General features: G+C 70.0%; 18 protein-coding genes. 5 read left to right on the top strand and 13 right to left on the bottom strand.

The features are described from left to right. Positions 1-93: 93 nt before the first annotated feature. The 5 genes from ACIBCM_RS18735 to ACIBCM_RS18715 all read right to left on the bottom strand — a co-directional run bounded on the left by ACIBCM_RS18735 (position 94) and on the right by ACIBCM_RS18715 (position 3,888). Positions 94-396, bottom strand: a complete 303-nt coding sequence (locus tag ACIBCM_RS18735) for a DUF4229 domain-containing protein (RefSeq protein WP_399244539.1) — start codon at positions 394-396, stop codon at positions 94-96. Positions 397-605: 209 nt separating this feature from the next. Beyond that, on the bottom strand, positions 606-1,130 hold the full coding sequence (locus ACIBCM_RS18730; protein WP_399244537.1) for a GNAT family N-acetyltransferase: 525 nt from the start codon (positions 1,128-1,130) through the stop codon (positions 606-608). Next, positions 1,130-2,293, bottom strand: coding sequence for an aminofutalosine synthase MqnE (gene mqnE, locus ACIBCM_RS18725; RefSeq protein ID WP_399244535.1), 1,164 nt, complete (start codon positions 2,291-2,293; stop codon positions 1,130-1,132). Before mqnE ends, ACIBCM_RS18730 begins: the two co-directional genes overlap by 1 nt. Before the next feature lie 86 nt (positions 2,294-2,379). Next, positions 2,380-2,835: an Lrp/AsnC family transcriptional regulator gene (locus ACIBCM_RS18720; protein WP_389266792.1), complete on the bottom strand. Its 456-nt coding sequence runs from the start codon at positions 2,833-2,835 to the stop codon at positions 2,380-2,382. A gap of 366 nt (positions 2,836-3,201) precedes the next feature. Continuing rightward, positions 3,202-3,888: a UbiX family flavin prenyltransferase gene (locus ACIBCM_RS18715; RefSeq protein ID WP_399244533.1), complete on the bottom strand. Its 687-nt coding sequence runs from the start codon at positions 3,886-3,888 to the stop codon at positions 3,202-3,204. A 117-nt stretch (positions 3,889-4,005) separates the two neighbouring features. On the opposite strand from ACIBCM_RS18715, the gene ACIBCM_RS18710 reads away from it, so the two are divergent. Next, positions 4,006-4,623, top strand: coding sequence for a rhomboid family intramembrane serine protease (locus ACIBCM_RS18710; protein WP_399244885.1), 618 nt, complete (start codon positions 4,006-4,008; stop codon positions 4,621-4,623). A 16-nt stretch (positions 4,624-4,639) separates the two neighbouring features. Here the strand turns inward: ACIBCM_RS18710 and ACIBCM_RS18705 are convergent, their stop codons facing one another. From ACIBCM_RS18705 to ACIBCM_RS18695, 3 genes are all read right to left on the bottom strand, one after another. Then, the gene (locus tag ACIBCM_RS18705) at positions 4,640-5,236 is read right to left on the bottom strand and encodes a Uma2 family endonuclease (protein ID WP_399244531.1); all 597 of its coding nucleotides are present in this window, start codon (positions 5,234-5,236) and stop codon (positions 4,640-4,642) included. 8 nt (positions 5,237-5,244) lie between these two features. Further along, positions 5,245-6,165 carry a menaquinone biosynthesis prenyltransferase MqnP gene (mqnP, locus tag ACIBCM_RS18700; RefSeq protein ID WP_399244529.1) on the bottom strand — a complete coding sequence of 307 codons (921 nt, stop codon included), beginning with the start codon at positions 6,163-6,165 and terminating at the stop codon, positions 5,245-5,247. 292 nt (positions 6,166-6,457) lie between these two features. After that, positions 6,458-7,909, bottom strand: coding sequence for a menaquinone biosynthesis decarboxylase (locus tag ACIBCM_RS18695; RefSeq protein ID WP_399244527.1), 1,452 nt, complete (start codon positions 7,907-7,909; stop codon positions 6,458-6,460). An 89-nt stretch (positions 7,910-7,998) separates the two neighbouring features. Here ACIBCM_RS18695 and ACIBCM_RS18690 point away from each other — a divergent pair, with 89 nt between their 5' ends. Both ACIBCM_RS18690 and ACIBCM_RS18685 read left to right on the top strand, forming a co-directional pair. Next, on the top strand, positions 7,999-8,376 hold the full coding sequence (locus ACIBCM_RS18690) for a PLD nuclease N-terminal domain-containing protein (RefSeq protein WP_399244525.1): 378 nt from the start codon (positions 7,999-8,001) through the stop codon (positions 8,374-8,376). A gap of 23 nt (positions 8,377-8,399) precedes the next feature. Then, positions 8,400-9,377, top strand: a complete 978-nt coding sequence (locus ACIBCM_RS18685) for a LysR family transcriptional regulator (RefSeq protein ID WP_399244523.1) — start codon at positions 8,400-8,402, stop codon at positions 9,375-9,377. Here the strand turns inward: ACIBCM_RS18685 and ACIBCM_RS18680 are convergent. Then, a complete protein-coding gene (locus ACIBCM_RS18680; RefSeq protein ID WP_399244521.1) occupies positions 9,374-10,318 on the bottom strand; it encodes a DMT family transporter in 945 nt (314 codons plus the stop codon). The two genes, ACIBCM_RS18685 and ACIBCM_RS18680, sit on opposite strands and share 4 nt — an antisense overlap. A 457-nt stretch (positions 10,319-10,775) precedes the next feature. Here ACIBCM_RS18680 and ACIBCM_RS18675 point away from each other — a divergent pair, with 457 nt between their 5' ends. Beyond that, positions 10,776-11,060, top strand: a complete 285-nt coding sequence (locus tag ACIBCM_RS18675) for a hypothetical protein (protein WP_399244520.1) — start codon at positions 10,776-10,778, stop codon at positions 11,058-11,060. A gap of 101 nt (positions 11,061-11,161) precedes the next feature. On the opposite strand, the gene ACIBCM_RS18670 is transcribed toward ACIBCM_RS18675, so the two are convergent. The 3 genes from ACIBCM_RS18670 to ACIBCM_RS18660 all read right to left on the bottom strand — a co-directional run bounded on the left by ACIBCM_RS18670 (position 11,162) and on the right by ACIBCM_RS18660 (position 12,572). Then, positions 11,162-11,656 carry a hypothetical protein gene (locus ACIBCM_RS18670; RefSeq protein WP_399244518.1) on the bottom strand — a complete coding sequence of 165 codons (495 nt, stop codon included), beginning with the start codon at positions 11,654-11,656 and terminating at the stop codon, positions 11,162-11,164. A 179-nt stretch (positions 11,657-11,835) separates the two neighbouring features. After that, a complete protein-coding gene (locus ACIBCM_RS18665) occupies positions 11,836-12,369 on the bottom strand; it encodes a GNAT family N-acetyltransferase (protein WP_399244516.1) in 534 nt (177 codons plus the stop codon). Then, a complete protein-coding gene (locus tag ACIBCM_RS18660; RefSeq protein ID WP_399244514.1) occupies positions 12,369-12,572 on the bottom strand; it encodes a hypothetical protein in 204 nt (67 codons plus the stop codon). The genes ACIBCM_RS18665 and ACIBCM_RS18660 overlap by 1 nt, the downstream gene beginning before the upstream one ends. 273 nt (positions 12,573-12,845) lie before the next feature. On the opposite strand from ACIBCM_RS18660, the gene ACIBCM_RS18655 reads away from it, so the two are divergent. Next, on the top strand, positions 12,846-13,280 hold the full coding sequence (locus ACIBCM_RS18655) for a hypothetical protein (protein WP_399244512.1): 435 nt from the start codon (positions 12,846-12,848) through the stop codon (positions 13,278-13,280). A 194-nt stretch (positions 13,281-13,474) separates the two neighbouring features. Here ACIBCM_RS18655 and ACIBCM_RS18650 read toward each other — a convergent pair whose 3' ends face one another. Next, positions 13,475-13,849: a winged helix-turn-helix transcriptional regulator gene (locus ACIBCM_RS18650; protein ID WP_399244510.1), complete on the bottom strand. Its 375-nt coding sequence runs from the start codon at positions 13,847-13,849 to the stop codon at positions 13,475-13,477. Positions 13,850-13,903 lie beyond the last annotated feature (54 nt).

Here is a 13,903-nt window from a genome sequence, read left to right as displayed (position 1 = left end):
AACCCGGACGGCCCCTGCGAACCACCCGGACGGCCCGGAGCCGTACGGGCCCCGGACAGACCGGAGCCGTGAAGGCCGTACGCCCGTGCTTCCTTACGCCGCGCCGTCCCGCACGCCGTCCTCCTGCGTCCGGTTCGCCTCCAGGCGTGCCTTCGCCCGGTCGACCTTGTGGACGATCTGCTCGGACATGGCATCGCGCTGCTTGCGCAGCAGGATGAAGCTGAGCGGCGCGGACAGCACCAGTGCGAGCAGCACGACCCAGATGAAGTTGGAGTCGCCGAGCCCCTTCGGCAGGATGCCGAACTGGACGAGGACGGCCACCACGACGAAGCAGCCGGCGAAGACGGCGACTCGCATGCCGGTGTACTTGAGCGCGGCGCTCGACTTGGCTGACACGGCGGGGCCCTTCTCTCTTCCGGTCTTACTTCCGGCACGGACGCGGCACGGACGCGGCACGGACGCGGACGCGGCTGCTCCCTCGGAAGCGGTGCGGTCCGTGCGGTGACGGAAACGGCCGCGCCCGCGGACACGGCCGCGTTCAACCGTCACGGCCGCGGTCACGGACGCTGATGTCCTCGGACCAGTGAAGCACGGACGGAAAACGATCAGTACAGCGGCAGGAGCATGGTGATGTCGTCGCGGTCGTCGCCGTCGGCCACCCGGATCGCGCCGGGCACCCGTCCGACCTCCTTATAGCCGCAGGAGGCGTAGAAGCGCTCGATGCCCATACCGCCCCGGCAGCCGAGCCGGATCGCCTCGATGCCCTCGAATCCGCGGGCGGCCGCCGCGACCGCGGCCATCAGCTCCCGGCCGTGGCCGCCGCCCTGGAGGCGGGGGTGGACCATCACGGTGTAGAGCCAGACCCAGTGGGTCATCAGCCGGTGGGAGTTGAAGGAGAAGAAGGCGGTGGCCGCGACCTCGCCGTTCTCGTCCCGGCCGACCAGCAGCCGGGCGGAGCCGTCGGCCATGGCGGCGAGATGGCGGACCAGTTCGGGGCGTATCTCGCCGACCGTGACGGGCGGGACAAAGCCGACCGCCCCGCCCGCGTTGGTGACATCGGTCCAGAGCCGGACGATGCCGTCGCGCAGGGCGGGGTCGACGGACGGGTCGAGTGTGTGGCGCAGGCGCATCAGACGCGCATGGGCTGCGGGGACTCCCGGCGGTCGGCCTCCGGACCCGGGTACTCGCGGATGATCTCGTACCGGGTGTTCCGCTCGACCGGACGGAACCCGGCGTCGCGGATCAGCTCCAGCAGATCCTCACGGGTCAGCTTGTTGGGCGTGCCGTAGTTGTCCGCGTCATGGGTGATCTTGTACTCGACGACCGAGCCGTCCATGTCGTCGGCGCCGTGCTGGAGGGCGAGCTGCGCAGTCTGCACCCCGTGCATCACCCAGAAGACCTTGACGTGGGGGACGTTGTCGAAGAGGAGCCGGGAGACCGCGAAGGTCTTCAGCGCCTCGGCGCCGGTGGCCATGGTGGTGCGGGCCTGGAGCCGGTTGCGGACCTTGCCGTCCTTCATGTCGACGAAGTCGTGCTGGTAGCGCAGCGGGATGAAGACCTGGAAGCCGCCGGTCTCGTCCTGGAGTTCACGCAGCCGCAGTACGTGGTCCACGCGGTGGCGGGGCTCCTCGATGTGCCCGTACAGCATGGTGCACGGGGTCTTGAGGCCCTTGCCGTGCGCGAGGCGGTGGATGCGCGACCAGTCCTCCCAGTGGGTCTTGTGGTCGACGATGTGCTGACGGATCTCCCAGTCGAAGATCTCCGCGCCGCCGCCGGTGAGGGATTCGAGCCCGGCCTCGATCAGCTCGTCGAGGATGTCGGAGGCGGACATCCCGGAGATGGTCTCGAAGTGGTGGATCTCGGTGGCGGTGAACGCCTTGAGCGAGACGTCGGGGAGGGCTTCCTTCAGCGCCGAGAGCGACCGGGGGTAGTAGCGCCAGGGCAGATTGGGGTGGAGCCCGTTGACGATGTGCAGTTCGGTGAGGTTCTCGTTCTCCATCGCCTTGGCGAGGCGGACGGCCTCCTCGATGCGCATGGTGTACGCGTCCTTCTCGCCCGGCTTGCGCTGGAACGAGCAGTACGCGCACGACGCGGTGCACACATTGGTCATATTGAGATGGCGGTTGACGTTGAAGTGGACGACGTCACCGTTCTTGCGCGTACGCACCTCGTGGGCGAGGCCGCCGAGCCAGGCGAGGTCGTCCGAGTCGTAGAGCGCGATCCCGTCCTCACGGGTCAGCCGCTCACCGGCCGCGACCTTCTCCTCCAGCTCGCGCTTGAGCCCAGCGTCCATGCGCCCGCCTCCCATAATCTCCGTCAATCGGGCCTTCCCACCGTACTCCCCGGCGCTCGGCGCCCCGGGTACCCCCCGACCGGTCCTCACACCTGCTCGGGCAGGTCCCCGACCCGGTTCTCCCACTTGGTGGAGAGCACGATCGTCGTCCGCGTACGGGAGACTCCGCGCGTGCCGCTCAGCCGGCGGATGGTCTTCTCCAGACCGTCGACGTCGCTCGCCCGGATCTTGAGCATGTAGGAGTCGTCGCCCGCGATGAACCAGCAGTCCTCGATCTCGGCGAGGTCCCGCAGCCTGCGGGCGACGTCCTCGTGGTCGGCGGCGTCGGAGAGCGAGATACCGATGAGGGCGGTGACGCCGAGGCCGAGGGAGGCCGCGTCGACGGTGGCGCGGTAGCCGGTGATGACACCCGCGGCCTCCAGCCGGTTGATCCGGTCGGTGACGCTCGGCCCGGAGAGGCCGACGAGCCGTCCCAGCTCGGCGTAGGAGGCCCTGCCGTTCTCCCGGAGGGCCTGGATGAGCTGCCTGTCCACCGCGTCCATATGCCTGGAGCCTTCCATATTCAGCAATCCAGCGAAGTATTAGATTGAATCTAAGGCATGCAGGGCGAAATCCCTGCGAATCTTACACATTTCAAGCGATGATCTTTTCAGGACACCCGGCCGGAGAGGGCCCGCCCTCAGGGGCGGCGGCCGGGCCGGGAGCGGTGGGCCGGGGACCGGTTCCCGGCCCCGGACGGGATACGCGCCCCGGCACTCGTATCGGAACGGGCACCGAGGCGGATACCGGAACGGATACCGGTACCGAGCGCACGGACACCGGTACCGAGGACATGCGCACCGGGACCGCCGGCACGGACGACAACGGTACGGACGACAACGGTACGGACCCGGCGGCGGAGGAGACCATCACCGGCCGGGCCGCGCGCCACGGGAGCCGCCCAGCTCCCCCTCCCACCGGCGGTAGAGCCCGTGCGGCACCCCCGCCGCGTCCAGCACCCGCCCGGCGACGAAGTCCACCAGGTCCTGGATGTGCGTGGCGCCCGCGTAGAACGCCGGGGACGCCGGCAGCACCACGGCGCCCGCCTCGTCGAGGGCCACCAGGTGCTTCAGCGTCTGCCCGTTCAGCGGGGTCTCCCTCACGGCGACGACCAGGGGCCGCCGCTCCTTGAGCGTGACGCTCGCCGCGCGCTGGAGCAGATCCTTGGAGAGCCCGAGCGCCACCCCCGCGACGGACGCCGTGGACGCGGGCACGATCAGCATCCCCTTGACGGGGTACGACCCCGAGGACGGCCCGGCCGCCAGATCGCCCGCCGCCCAGTTCCGTACACCGCCGACGTCCACCCGGAAGGTGCCGGGCTTGCCGTCCGCCCCGCGCGCCAGCCACTCCCTCAGATCGTCCTGCCAGTGCGCGTCCCGGAACGCGATCCCGGTCTCGTCGAGGAGGGTCAGGCGCGAGGCCCGCGAGACCACCAGGTCGACGCTCTCGCCCGCGTCGAGCAGACCGCGCAGTACGGCGGCGGCATAGGGCGTGCCGGACGCCCCGGAGACACCGACGAGCCACGGGCGGCGGGGGTTGTCTGCTGCTTGCTCCACACAGGGGAGCCTATCCGGCGGCGCGTACCAGGAACTGAACACGGTGTGCCGGACGTTCCTCAGGGACAGTGCCGGGGCTCTGCCGGGCGCGGAAGTGATCAGGATCGGGGGGCTGTGATGACTGGTACAGGCGTCACCGGAGGGCGCACGGCGGACCGTGTGAAGGCCGCGGCCGGACTGATGGCGGTCTGGGTGGCCCTGCTGTGGGTGCTGGAGGCCGTCGATGTGGCGAGCGGCCACGCCCTGGACGCGTACGGGGTGATCCCCCGCGAGGTGTCCGAGCTGCCCGACATCGTCCCCTCGGCCTTTATGCACTTCGGCTTCGGGCACCTTGCCTCCAACAGCGTTCCTCTGCTGGTGTTCGGCTTCCTGGCCGCGCTCGGCGGAATCCGGCGCTTCCTTGCCGTATCCCTGATGATCATCGTGGTGGACGGGCTGGGCGTCTGGCTCGTCTCACCGGACAACACCAACACCGCCGGGGCCTCCGGCCTGATATTCGGCCTCTTCGGCTATCTGGTCGTCCGCGGCTTCGTCGACCGCAAGCTGGTCGAGGTCGGCGTCGGTCTGCTGATAGGCGCGGTCTGGGGCAGCAGCATCCTGCTGGGCCTCTCCCCCACCAACACCGGCGTGAGCTGGCAGGGCCACCTCTTCGGCCTGCTCGCGGGCATAGCCGCGGCCTTCGTCTTCCGCCGCCGCAGGACCCCGGCGGCGCTGCCCGGCGGCGCGGTGGTGTGAACGGCGGACGCCGGCGTCAGGCGCCGGGGTCGACGGGGAGCGCGGAGGTGTCGACCGTGAGAGTGCCGATCGAGGTCTTCACCGTCACGATGCCCGCGTACGGGAAGGTGTCACGGCCCCGATAGCCGGTGGGACCGGGGTTCCAGCAGGTGACCAGCTCGCCCTTGTTGGGATCGATGATCAGGTAGTTCGGGATGCCCCGCGCCGCGTACTGCCGGTGCTTGACCTCGTAGTCATTGCGGACGCTGCTCGGCGAGACGACCTCGATGGCCAATTCGACCAAGTCGGCAGGGTAAGAGGTGAGGTTCCGCGCCTCCTCCTTGGCCGGGATGACGGCAAGATCGGGGCAGAACTCAAAGTCCTCGCTGAACGGAACTGCGACATCACTCATGATGCTCCACTCCGCACCGAGCTGTGGCTCCAATTGCGCCCAAACCTTCATGATCGTCCGATTGTGGAAGGGACGCAGCGGGCCCAGAACGATATTGCCCTCGACGATCTCCGCACGGAAGCCGGGGAACATGTCCTCGAACCGGCTGAGCCGCGAGCGCAGACGACCGGTCTCCGGAACGGTCACATCGGCCTCCCCGTCCTGCTCTCGATGGTAGGCCACAGCACTAGTCACACCGTCAGGCCCCGCACCAGCAGATCCAGCAGAGCGAACACGAAAAGGGTGATGCCGATAAAACCGTTGACGGTGAAGAACGCCCTGTTCAGCCGGGAGAGGTCATGCGGCCGGACGATCGTGTGCTCGTAGAGGAACGCCCCCGCCACGATGACCAGCCCGGCCCAGAAGAACACCCCCGCGTCCGTCGCCAGCGCGTACCAGACGAGGAGACCGGTCGTGACGGCGTGGCACAGCCGCGCGCCGTGGAGCGCGGCCGGGACGCCGAAGCGGGCCGGGAAGGACATGACGCCCTCGGCGCGGTCCGCCTGGACGTCCTGGGAGCCGAAGATCAGGTCGAAGCCGCCGATCCAGACGCCGACCGCGAGCCCCAGGATCACCGCGTCCCACGACCAGGTGCCGGTGACCGCGAGCCAGGCGCCGATGGGACCCATGGCCTGGGCGAGCCCGAGGATGGCGTGCGGGAAGTTGGTGAACCGCTTGCCGTACGGATAGACCACCATCGGGATCACGGCGATCGGCGCGAGCGCCAGACAGAGCGGGTTGAGCAGGGCCGCCGCGCCGAGGAAGACGACGAGGGCGACCAGCGCGCCCGTCCACGCCGAGCGCACGCTGACCGCGCCGGTGACCAGTTCCCTGTTCGCCGTACGGGGGTTACGGGCGTCGATCTCCCGGTCGATGATCCGGTTGCAGGCCATCGCGAAGGTGCGCAGCCCCACCATCGCGACGGTGACGAGCAGCAGCGTGCCCCAGTGGATGTTCCCGTCGAGCAGGAACATCGCGGTGAGGGAGGCGATGTACGCGAAAGGCAGCGCGAAGACCGAGTGCTCGATCATCACCAGCCGCAGAAACGCCTTGACCCTGCCGTTGGGCCGCGCGGGTCCGGGTACGGGCACACCCTCGGCGGCCGATGTCATACGGAGTCCTTCCGTGACGCGCCCCGTCCCCGGCGGGCGGCGGGCGCGTGGCCGTAACCGGGCGGGCGGGCCGCCGGAGCCGCCAAGGCTCCCGGGCGAGGGTCTCCCACGGGCGAGAGCCCACCCGTGCCCCATCGGGCACCCGCCCCCGGGCCCGAAACCAGGCCCGGCCGGGCACCCGCCCCGGAGGAGACGGCCCGCACGGGCGGGACACCTCGTACAGCCACAGGCACGAACGCGGCCACAGGCACAGGCACGAACGCGGCCACAGGCACAGGCACAGCCGCGGTGCTCACAGCCCGTACTCCTTCCAGCGGCGGTCCACCAGTGCCGACGTATCCGGGTCCGACTCGACCATGTCCGGCCAGCCGCCGTCACGGGTGTAGCCCTCCTCGGGCCACTTCGCCGTCGCGTCGATGCCCGCCTTGCCGCCCCAGAACTGCTGGTAGGACGCGTGGTCGAGATGGTCGACCGGACCCTCGGTCAGGGTCAGATCGCGCGCGTAGTCGGTATTGCCGAGCGCGCGCCAGGCGACCTCGTGCAGATCGTGGACGTCACAGTCGGAGTCGACCACGACGATCAGCTTCGTCAGGGACATCATGTGCGCGCCCCAGATCGCCGACATGACCTTCTGCGCGTGCTTCGGGTACTTCTTGTCGATCGAGACGATGGCGCAGTTGTGGAAGCCGCCCGACTCGGGCAGGTGGTAGTCCACGATGTCCGGCACGATGATCTTCAGCAGCGGCAGGAAGAACCGCTCCGTCGCCCGGCCCAGCGGTCCGTCCTCCGTCGGCGGACGGCCCACGACGATGGACTGGAGCAGCGGCCGTTTGCGCATCGTCACACAGTCGATGGTCAGTGCCGGGAAGGGCTCCTGCGGGGTGTAGAAGCCGGTGTGGTCGCCGAACGGCCCCTCCGGCAGCATCACACCCGGCTCCAGCCACCCCTCCAGTACGACCTCCGCCTGCGCGGGCACCTGGAGCGGGACCGTCTTGCAGTCGACCATCTCGATCCGCTTGCCCTGCACGAAGCCCGCGAACAGGTACTCGTCGATGTCGCCGGGCAGCGGCGCGGTGGACGCGTATGTCACCGACGGCGGCGCGCCGAACGCGATCGCGACCGGCAGCCGCTCACCGCGCTTGGCCGCCACCTGGTAGTGGTTGCGGCTGTCCTTGTGGATCTGCCAGTGCATGCCGATGGTGTTCCGGTCGTGCCGCTGGAGCCGGTACAGACCGAGGTTCCGCACGCCCGTCTCCGGGTGCTTGGTGTGCGTCAGACCCAGATTGAAGAAGGAACCGCCGTCCTTGGGCCAGGTGAACAGCGCGGGCAGCGCCTCCAGGTCCACGTCGTCGCCGTGCAGGACGACCTCCTGCACCGGCGCGTCCTTCACCTTCTTCGGCGGTACGTGGACCATCGAGCCGAGCTTGCCGAACGCCTCGCGCACCCCGATGAACCCGTGCGGCAGCTCCGGCTTCAGCAGCCCGCCGATCTTGTCGCTGATCTCCTCGTACGACTTCAGCCCGAGCGCCTTGAGGAGCCGGCGGTCCGTACCGAAGACGTTCATGGCGAGGGGCATCGAGGAGCCGCGCACATTCTCGAAGAGCAGCGCGGGTCCGCCCGCCTTGTTCACCCGGTCGACGATCTCCCCGACCTCCAGACGGGGATCGACCTCGGCCTTGACGCGCTTGAGGTCTCCCTCGCGTTCCAGGGCCCTGAGCAGGGATCGAAGATCGTCATAAGCCATGCGCCCCAGTATCTGCTACCGGATACCCTGGCGGCGTCACCGGGGGGCGCCCGCGCCCCCGCCGTCTCGCCCTGGGGGACCGTAAGACCATGCTCAGGTATCTGCCCTTTCTGCTGGTCCTGGCACTGTGGATCTACGCCTTCATCGATGTGCTGAACACCCCGGAGAACGAGGTCAGGCATCTGCCGAAGGTCGTGTGGGTCATCATCGTGCTGCTCTTCGGCGAGGTGCTGATCGGCCCGATCGCGTGGTTCGCCGCGGGCCGGCCCCGCAAGGCCCCGGCGGGCGGGCCGGCCGCGGGCCGGCGCGGCGGCGACTGGGTCGCCCCCGACGACAACCCCGACTTCCTGAAGTCCCTCAAGGAGGAGAACAAGAAGGACGAGTCCCTCCTCAAGGACTGGGAGGCGGATCTGCGCCGCCGCGAGGAGGAGCTGAAGCGCCGCGAGAGCGGCGACGAGGAGAAGTAGGGAGCGGGGAAGCGGGTGGAACGGTGGAGCTGAGGCTGCTGGTCACCTTCGAGAAGGTCGCCTCCGTGCTGAGCTTCACGCGCGCGGCGGCGGAACTGAAGTACGCCCAGTCCAGCGTCACCGGCCAGATCCGCGCCCTGGAGGGCTCCCTCGGCACCGAGCTGTTCGACCGGCTCGGCAGCCGTATCAGGCTCACCGAGGCGGGTGAGCGCCTGCTGCCGTACGCCCGCCGGATCATCGACCTCCACGACGAGGCCCGGGCCGCCGTGGCCGGGGCGGACGAGCCCGAGGGCACGATCGACATCGGCACGATGGAGTCGCTGACCTCCTACCGGCTGCCCGCCGTGCTGGAACTGTTCCACCACCGCTATCCGCGCGTACGGCTCTCGCTGCGCCCCACCCTCGGCGACGAGACCCGCCGGGCCCTGCGCCGGGGCACATACGACATCGGGTTTCTGCTGGAGCCCGACCGCAGCCACCCGGGGCTGCGGTCCGAGGTGCTCACGGCCGAGCCGCTGGTCCTGGTCAGCGCGCCCCGGCATCCGCTCGCGACCGCCGGACCCCGTCCGCTGACGACCGCCGCGCTGTCGGGCGTCCAGCTCGTGGGGACCGAGCCGGGCTGCCCGTACCGCGATCTGTTCGAGCGGGAGCTGCTGGGGGCGACCGGCGCTCCCCCGCCGTTCAGGGAGTTCGGCACGCTGGAGGCGACCAAGCGGGGGGTGGCCGCCGGGCTCGGCGTCTCCCTCCTGCCCCGGATGGCCGTACGGGAGGAACTGGCTTCCGGGGAGCTGGTGGAGCTGCCGTGGGAGCCGCCGTTCCGGCTGTACACGCAGGTGGCGTGGCGCGAGGGGAAGCGGCTGCCCCGGCACGTACGGCTGTTCGTCGACGAGACGATCCGCACGGTCCGGGAGCAGAGCCTCCGGGACGCCGATCCGGCCCCCGGCGCTCCGGCTCCGGCTCCGGCTCCGGCTCCGGGGGAGTCTGCCCGGCCGACTCCTTAGCGGGCCTCCTCAACCGGCTCGACCGGCTCCTGGACCTTCCCGCCGGCCTGCTTCTCAGCCGAGGCCGGGCCCGCCGGGCCCGCCGGGCGCGGTGCCCCGCCCCGGGTGACCTTCAGGCCGGCCGCGACGATCAGCGGCAGCCCGAGCGCCTGGACGACGCCGATGTGATGCCCGTACACCGCCCAGTCCGCGACCATCGCGACGGCCGGATAGGTGAACACCAGCACCGCGATCTTCGCTGTCGGCAGCTTCTGGTACGAGGCGTACATCAGCACATACATCAGCCCGGTGTGGATAAACCCCAGCCCCACCAGCCACACCCAACCCATGCCGAGCCCCTTGGTCTCGGCGAGATCGGTGAGCGGCAGCAGAAGCGGAATGCCGACCAGCACCTGTACGAGGGCGATCAGATGGGGCCGTACGCCGGTGACCCGCTTGGTGATCAGGGTGGACGCGGCGTAGAACAGCGCGGCGAGCAGCGCGAGCCCGATGCCCGCCGGGGACCCCGCGTCCCCCGGCCGCACCCCGGACACCAGCACCAGCCCGGCGAAGGCGGCGGCGAGCCACCCCAGCTGCGATCCGGTCAGCCGCTCCCGCAGCACGACCGCCCCCAGCAGGACCAGGAAGAACGGCTGGGTGTGGTAGACGACCGTCGCGAGGGAGATGGAGCTGGACTCGTACGCCTCGAACAGGAAGACCCAGTTGAAGATGATGAACACACCGCCGAGCGCCGCGAGCACGAGTTTGGCGGGGGTGAGGCCGTGGTCCCTGAAGTAGCCGCGCGCCGCCGCGTACCCGGCGAGGGCGACCGCGCCGAAGACACAGCGGAAGAACACGACATTGGACGGACTCGCGGTCGATTCGACGACGAAGACCCCCAGCGTCCCGGAGAGGACCATGGCGAGCGTGAGCTGGACGGTTCCCGTGCGTTCGGCGGTCATGCCCCGACGGTAGGAGCGGCCGGGAACCCGGGGCGAGGACCTGCTGGGGCGTCCTGCCGATGGGCCCATCGGCGGGGCCGATGGGTGCCGCCGACGGCTGTATGAGGGAGGGGCGCGTACCTTCAGAACAGTGGGTGCCTCCTCCGTAGGCAGCACCACCTGCCGAACAGCTCGCACCACTCGCCCGATACCAGCCGCTCGGCCATGACCGCCGTGCACCGTCCAGTGAACGGCGAGGCGGATGTGCGCAGGGCCGGCGGGGCGACCGGCTCGCCGTGGTGGCGGACCTTGCCGTGGGCGAGGACGGGCGTGTCCCGGGCCGGGACGGGAGCCGCCGTTGGGATCATCTGGAGCGGCCCTTCAGGTGATTGCGCCGGCGCCTCATGCGCGAGCGGCCGGCCCGGGGTACGACGTCCCCGCAGAGGACGAACCCACCATCCCCGTGAGGAGCTCAGCGGTGTACGCAGCAGTCCGGCGATACGAAGGGGTGACCGATCCGGCCGCGGCCGGGCGCCTCGTGAACGAGGGCTTCGTGCCGCTCATGCGCCAGGTCTCCGGCTTCGTGGCCTACTACTGGGTCGACGCCGGGGAGGGAGTGATGATCTCGACCAGTGTCTTCCAGGACCTGGCCGGTGCCGAGGAATCGGTCTCGAAGGCGGCCGACTTCGTACGCGACCACCTCGCGTCGCTGCTCCCCAACCCTCCCCAGGTCACGGCCGGGCAGGTCGTGGCGTCCGCGTAACCGTGCCCGGACCGGCTCCCGTGGCGCCGATAGGGCGCAGGGGCGCGGGCGGGCAGGGCGGCCGGTCACGGTTTCCACCGTAACGTTCTACGGGTGCCCGGTCATGGCCGGAAGGAGAAGCGCCTGGCCTGGAGGTCGATACCGGGCGGCAGCGGAACGCCGACGACGATCTCCCCGCTCCGGTTCACCACCCGCCAGCGTCGGTGGTCGAGGAACCGCAGATAGCCCTCCAGCCGCGCCGGATCGGCGGCCTGCCACGGAGCCGTCCAGGGATCATCCTGGTCCGCGTCGTCGTCATCGTCGTCTTCAGCACCATGGAGCCTGGTCAGAGCCTCGACATAGCCGGCGAGGTCCGTCTCCTCGTAGGGCCCCTCGTCCGGATGGTGCGGGCAGTAGTCGAATTCGAGGTCGGCCGCGTGGAACGCCTCGACGAAGTCCCGCCGGCCCTCAAGAGCCGGCCCGTCGACGACCGTTCCGCCGTACCAGGGAAAGGAGTCCTGTACGGCATCCAGCTCCACGCCCACGAGTAGTTCGTCATCGAAGTACACGAACAGGTCGATCTGCCGTCCGCCCGACGACGGCTCCGGCACTCTCATCACGGCCTTCCCTCCACTCGTTTGTCCGGCTGCGGGTCTGGCGACGCGGTACGAGGCCGGGACGGCGGCCGCGCCCGTCTCAGCCCGGCGCGCATCGCGCACCGACACGACCGTACTGACGAAAGGCCGAAGTGCCCGGTCGCCGTGGTCAGTTTGGAGCAACCGCCGAGCCCTTTGGTTCAGTGAGTCCTCGTCCGGCGCCACTCGGCCTCGCCGTCGTGGTGTCGCCCGGTGGGCTTCAGCCCGGCTGCGGACGCGACCGCGGCGGACGTGTGGTGGTCCGGGTGGATATGGGCGACGACGGCCCGCACCTGTGTCCGGTCGAGCCAGGCGACGAGCCCGCGAGCCGCTTCGGTGGCGATGCCCCGGCCCTGCCACGGAGTCCCCACCACCCAGGCGATCTCAGCGGCGGTGCCGCTCCCGGACGGGCTGATCGTCGCCTGGACCGTGCCTGTCAGACAGTTCTCGGCACGCAGCCGGATCACCCAGTTCAGCCAGGAGACGGCTGGATCGGGCGAGCCCGCGACCAGGCGTTCGTAACGCGTGTGCAGGGCTTGCCGGGTGTACGGGGTGCCGCCGATGAAGGCGTGCAGGGCCGGATCGGACAGCACCCGGGCCATCTCCGGGGCGTGCCCCACGCGCAGCGGCAGCAGCTCCAGCCGATCGGTGCTGATGGTCCGGGCCACGAAGGCGTCACGGTCAGCGGGCGCCATCACACCGCCACCGCTTCGAGGCGCCCGGCCGGGATTCCGTTTCCGGGGCCGACGACCGCGCCGAGCAGTGCGACCGGGTGGGCGCCGTCGACCGCCCGCCATGGGGCCTCGGCGAACCCGGCGAACCCGGCGAACCGGAACAGCAGCGCCAGGTCGGCGGAACCGGTCTCGATGGTGCCGTCCTTGGTGACTGCGTTGAGCACAGCGTGTGCCTTCCCGGCCCGCGCGGCGAACGCGGGCCCGCTCGCTGGCCATCCCAGGATCATCCCTGAAGGTGGCCGCACTGCCTCCGCGCACGGGGTGAGCGTGGCAAGGGAACCGCGGGCGGTCCTGAACGGCAAGGCGCTGATCGACTGTTCCCATCCGGTCGGCCGCAGGCGTACCCGATTGGGCGTACTCTCCGGCCTTTCCAGGTCTGCGCGTCTTCTCCGTCCCTAGTCTTCCTGGGCAGGACGACCGGGCACGGGGAGGGCTGGGTGACTCCACTGAACAGGGGAGCCATCGATCAGTCGGCGTTGTGGTCGGCGGCCCTCGCCGCAGTGATCACACTGTCGTTGGGCGATGGACGCTACGACTGGCTGAGCTTCGCTCTGGGGACGGCGCTGGCCCTGCAGATCGCCGCCTTCTACCGCCCCGCACGTCATGAACCGGACAGACGGTGGGACCGGTGCGCGGCAGCGGGGAGTTTCGGGGCGGTCAGCGGGCTGGTTGCCTCGATGATCCTGGCCTGGCCCGTGCAGACGGCGATCGGGATTCCGCGCCAGTGCCGCGTGGGCGGAGTCGATCCGGACGACTGTGCCGGGGCCGCGGCGTACTCGTGGTTAGGCGTGGTGTGGCTTACGACCGCAGTCGTCCTGTCCTGCTGGCACTGGTCGAAGGTGGTCCTCCGGCCCGCACCGCAACCGTCCTGAACACTTCGGACATTGCCATGAGTAATCGTCAGGAACTCCGGCCCGGCCGCGGCGGCGACCCTCCTGGACCGGTGACGGCCGTTGCGCACTACCGGGCCGCCGACCGCGCGCGGGAGAGGTCCGGGGCGGGAGGCTCGTGCGTACGGGGAGGGTCAGGCTCGGGTGGCGTAGGACAGGAAGCTCGTCGCTTCCGCTCACTCCGAGGAGGACTGGAGGGTGCCGGTGCATTCCGCTTCCCGGGCGGCCATGACCTCATCGCCGTGTTCGAAGGCCCATGCTCCGATGGCGCCGATGGGGACCAGCAAGGTCCGGCCCAGTTCCGTGAGCCGGTACTCGACCCCCGCCGCTGTTCCGGGGTGGCTCCGCCGGTCCACGAGCCCGTTGGACCGGAGGCGCCGCAGTGTCTCGGTGAGGACCTTGGAGCTGATCCCCCCGATCTGCTCACGGAGTTCGACCGGGCGCCTGGGGCCGTCGCGCAGCGCCCAGAGTACGACGGCGTTCCAGGTGTTGGAGAGGAGGTCGAAGGCGAGGCGGGCACGGCAGTCGGCGAGGAAGGCGTTGGTCGTCATCTACCAGATGGTGGCGTACCAGATGGTGTCCGACGGCCCCTCTAGCGTCCTTGC

Source organism: Streptomyces sp. NPDC051018 (genome assembly GCF_044456085.1).
In the GTDB taxonomy this organism is placed as follows: Bacteria; Actinomycetota; Actinomycetes; order Streptomycetales; family Streptomycetaceae; genus Streptomyces.
Note: the sequence above shows the minus strand (reverse complement) of the source record. Positions and strands in the feature narration are given on the sequence as shown.

Excerpts from the sequence above, each read along its gene's own strand:
- ACIBCM_RS18720 (WP_389266792.1), bottom strand. The coding sequence starts at position 2,835 with ATGGACGCGGTGGACAGGCAGCTCATCCAGGCCCTCCGGGAGAACGGC.
- ACIBCM_RS18680 (WP_399244521.1), bottom strand. The coding sequence starts at position 10,318 with ATGACCGCCGAACGCACGGGAACCGTCCAGCTCACGCTCGCCATGGTC.
- ACIBCM_RS18670 (WP_399244518.1), bottom strand. The coding sequence starts at position 11,656 with ATGAGAGTGCCGGAGCCGTCGTCGGGCGGACGGCAGATCGACCTGTTC.
- ACIBCM_RS18730 (WP_399244537.1), bottom strand. The coding sequence starts at position 1,130 with ATGCGCCTGCGCCACACACTCGACCCGTCCGTCGACCCCGCCCTGCGC.
- mqnP (WP_399244529.1), bottom strand. The coding sequence starts at position 6,165 with ATGACATCGGCCGCCGAGGGTGTGCCCGTACCCGGACCCGCGCGGCCC.
- ACIBCM_RS18710 (WP_399244885.1), top strand. The coding sequence starts at position 4,006 with ATGACTGGTACAGGCGTCACCGGAGGGCGCACGGCGGACCGTGTGAAG.
- ACIBCM_RS18650 (WP_399244510.1), bottom strand. The coding sequence starts at position 13,849 with ATGACGACCAACGCCTTCCTCGCCGACTGCCGTGCCCGCCTCGCCTTC.
- ACIBCM_RS18665 (WP_399244516.1), bottom strand. The coding sequence starts at position 12,369 with ATGGCGCCCGCTGACCGTGACGCCTTCGTGGCCCGGACCATCAGCACC.
- ACIBCM_RS18690 (WP_399244525.1), top strand. The coding sequence starts at position 7,999 with ATGCTCAGGTATCTGCCCTTTCTGCTGGTCCTGGCACTGTGGATCTAC.
- mqnE (WP_399244535.1), bottom strand. The coding sequence starts at position 2,293 with ATGGACGCTGGGCTCAAGCGCGAGCTGGAGGAGAAGGTCGCGGCCGGT.
- ACIBCM_RS18695 (WP_399244527.1), bottom strand. The coding sequence starts at position 7,909 with ATGGCTTATGACGATCTTCGATCCCTGCTCAGGGCCCTGGAACGCGAG.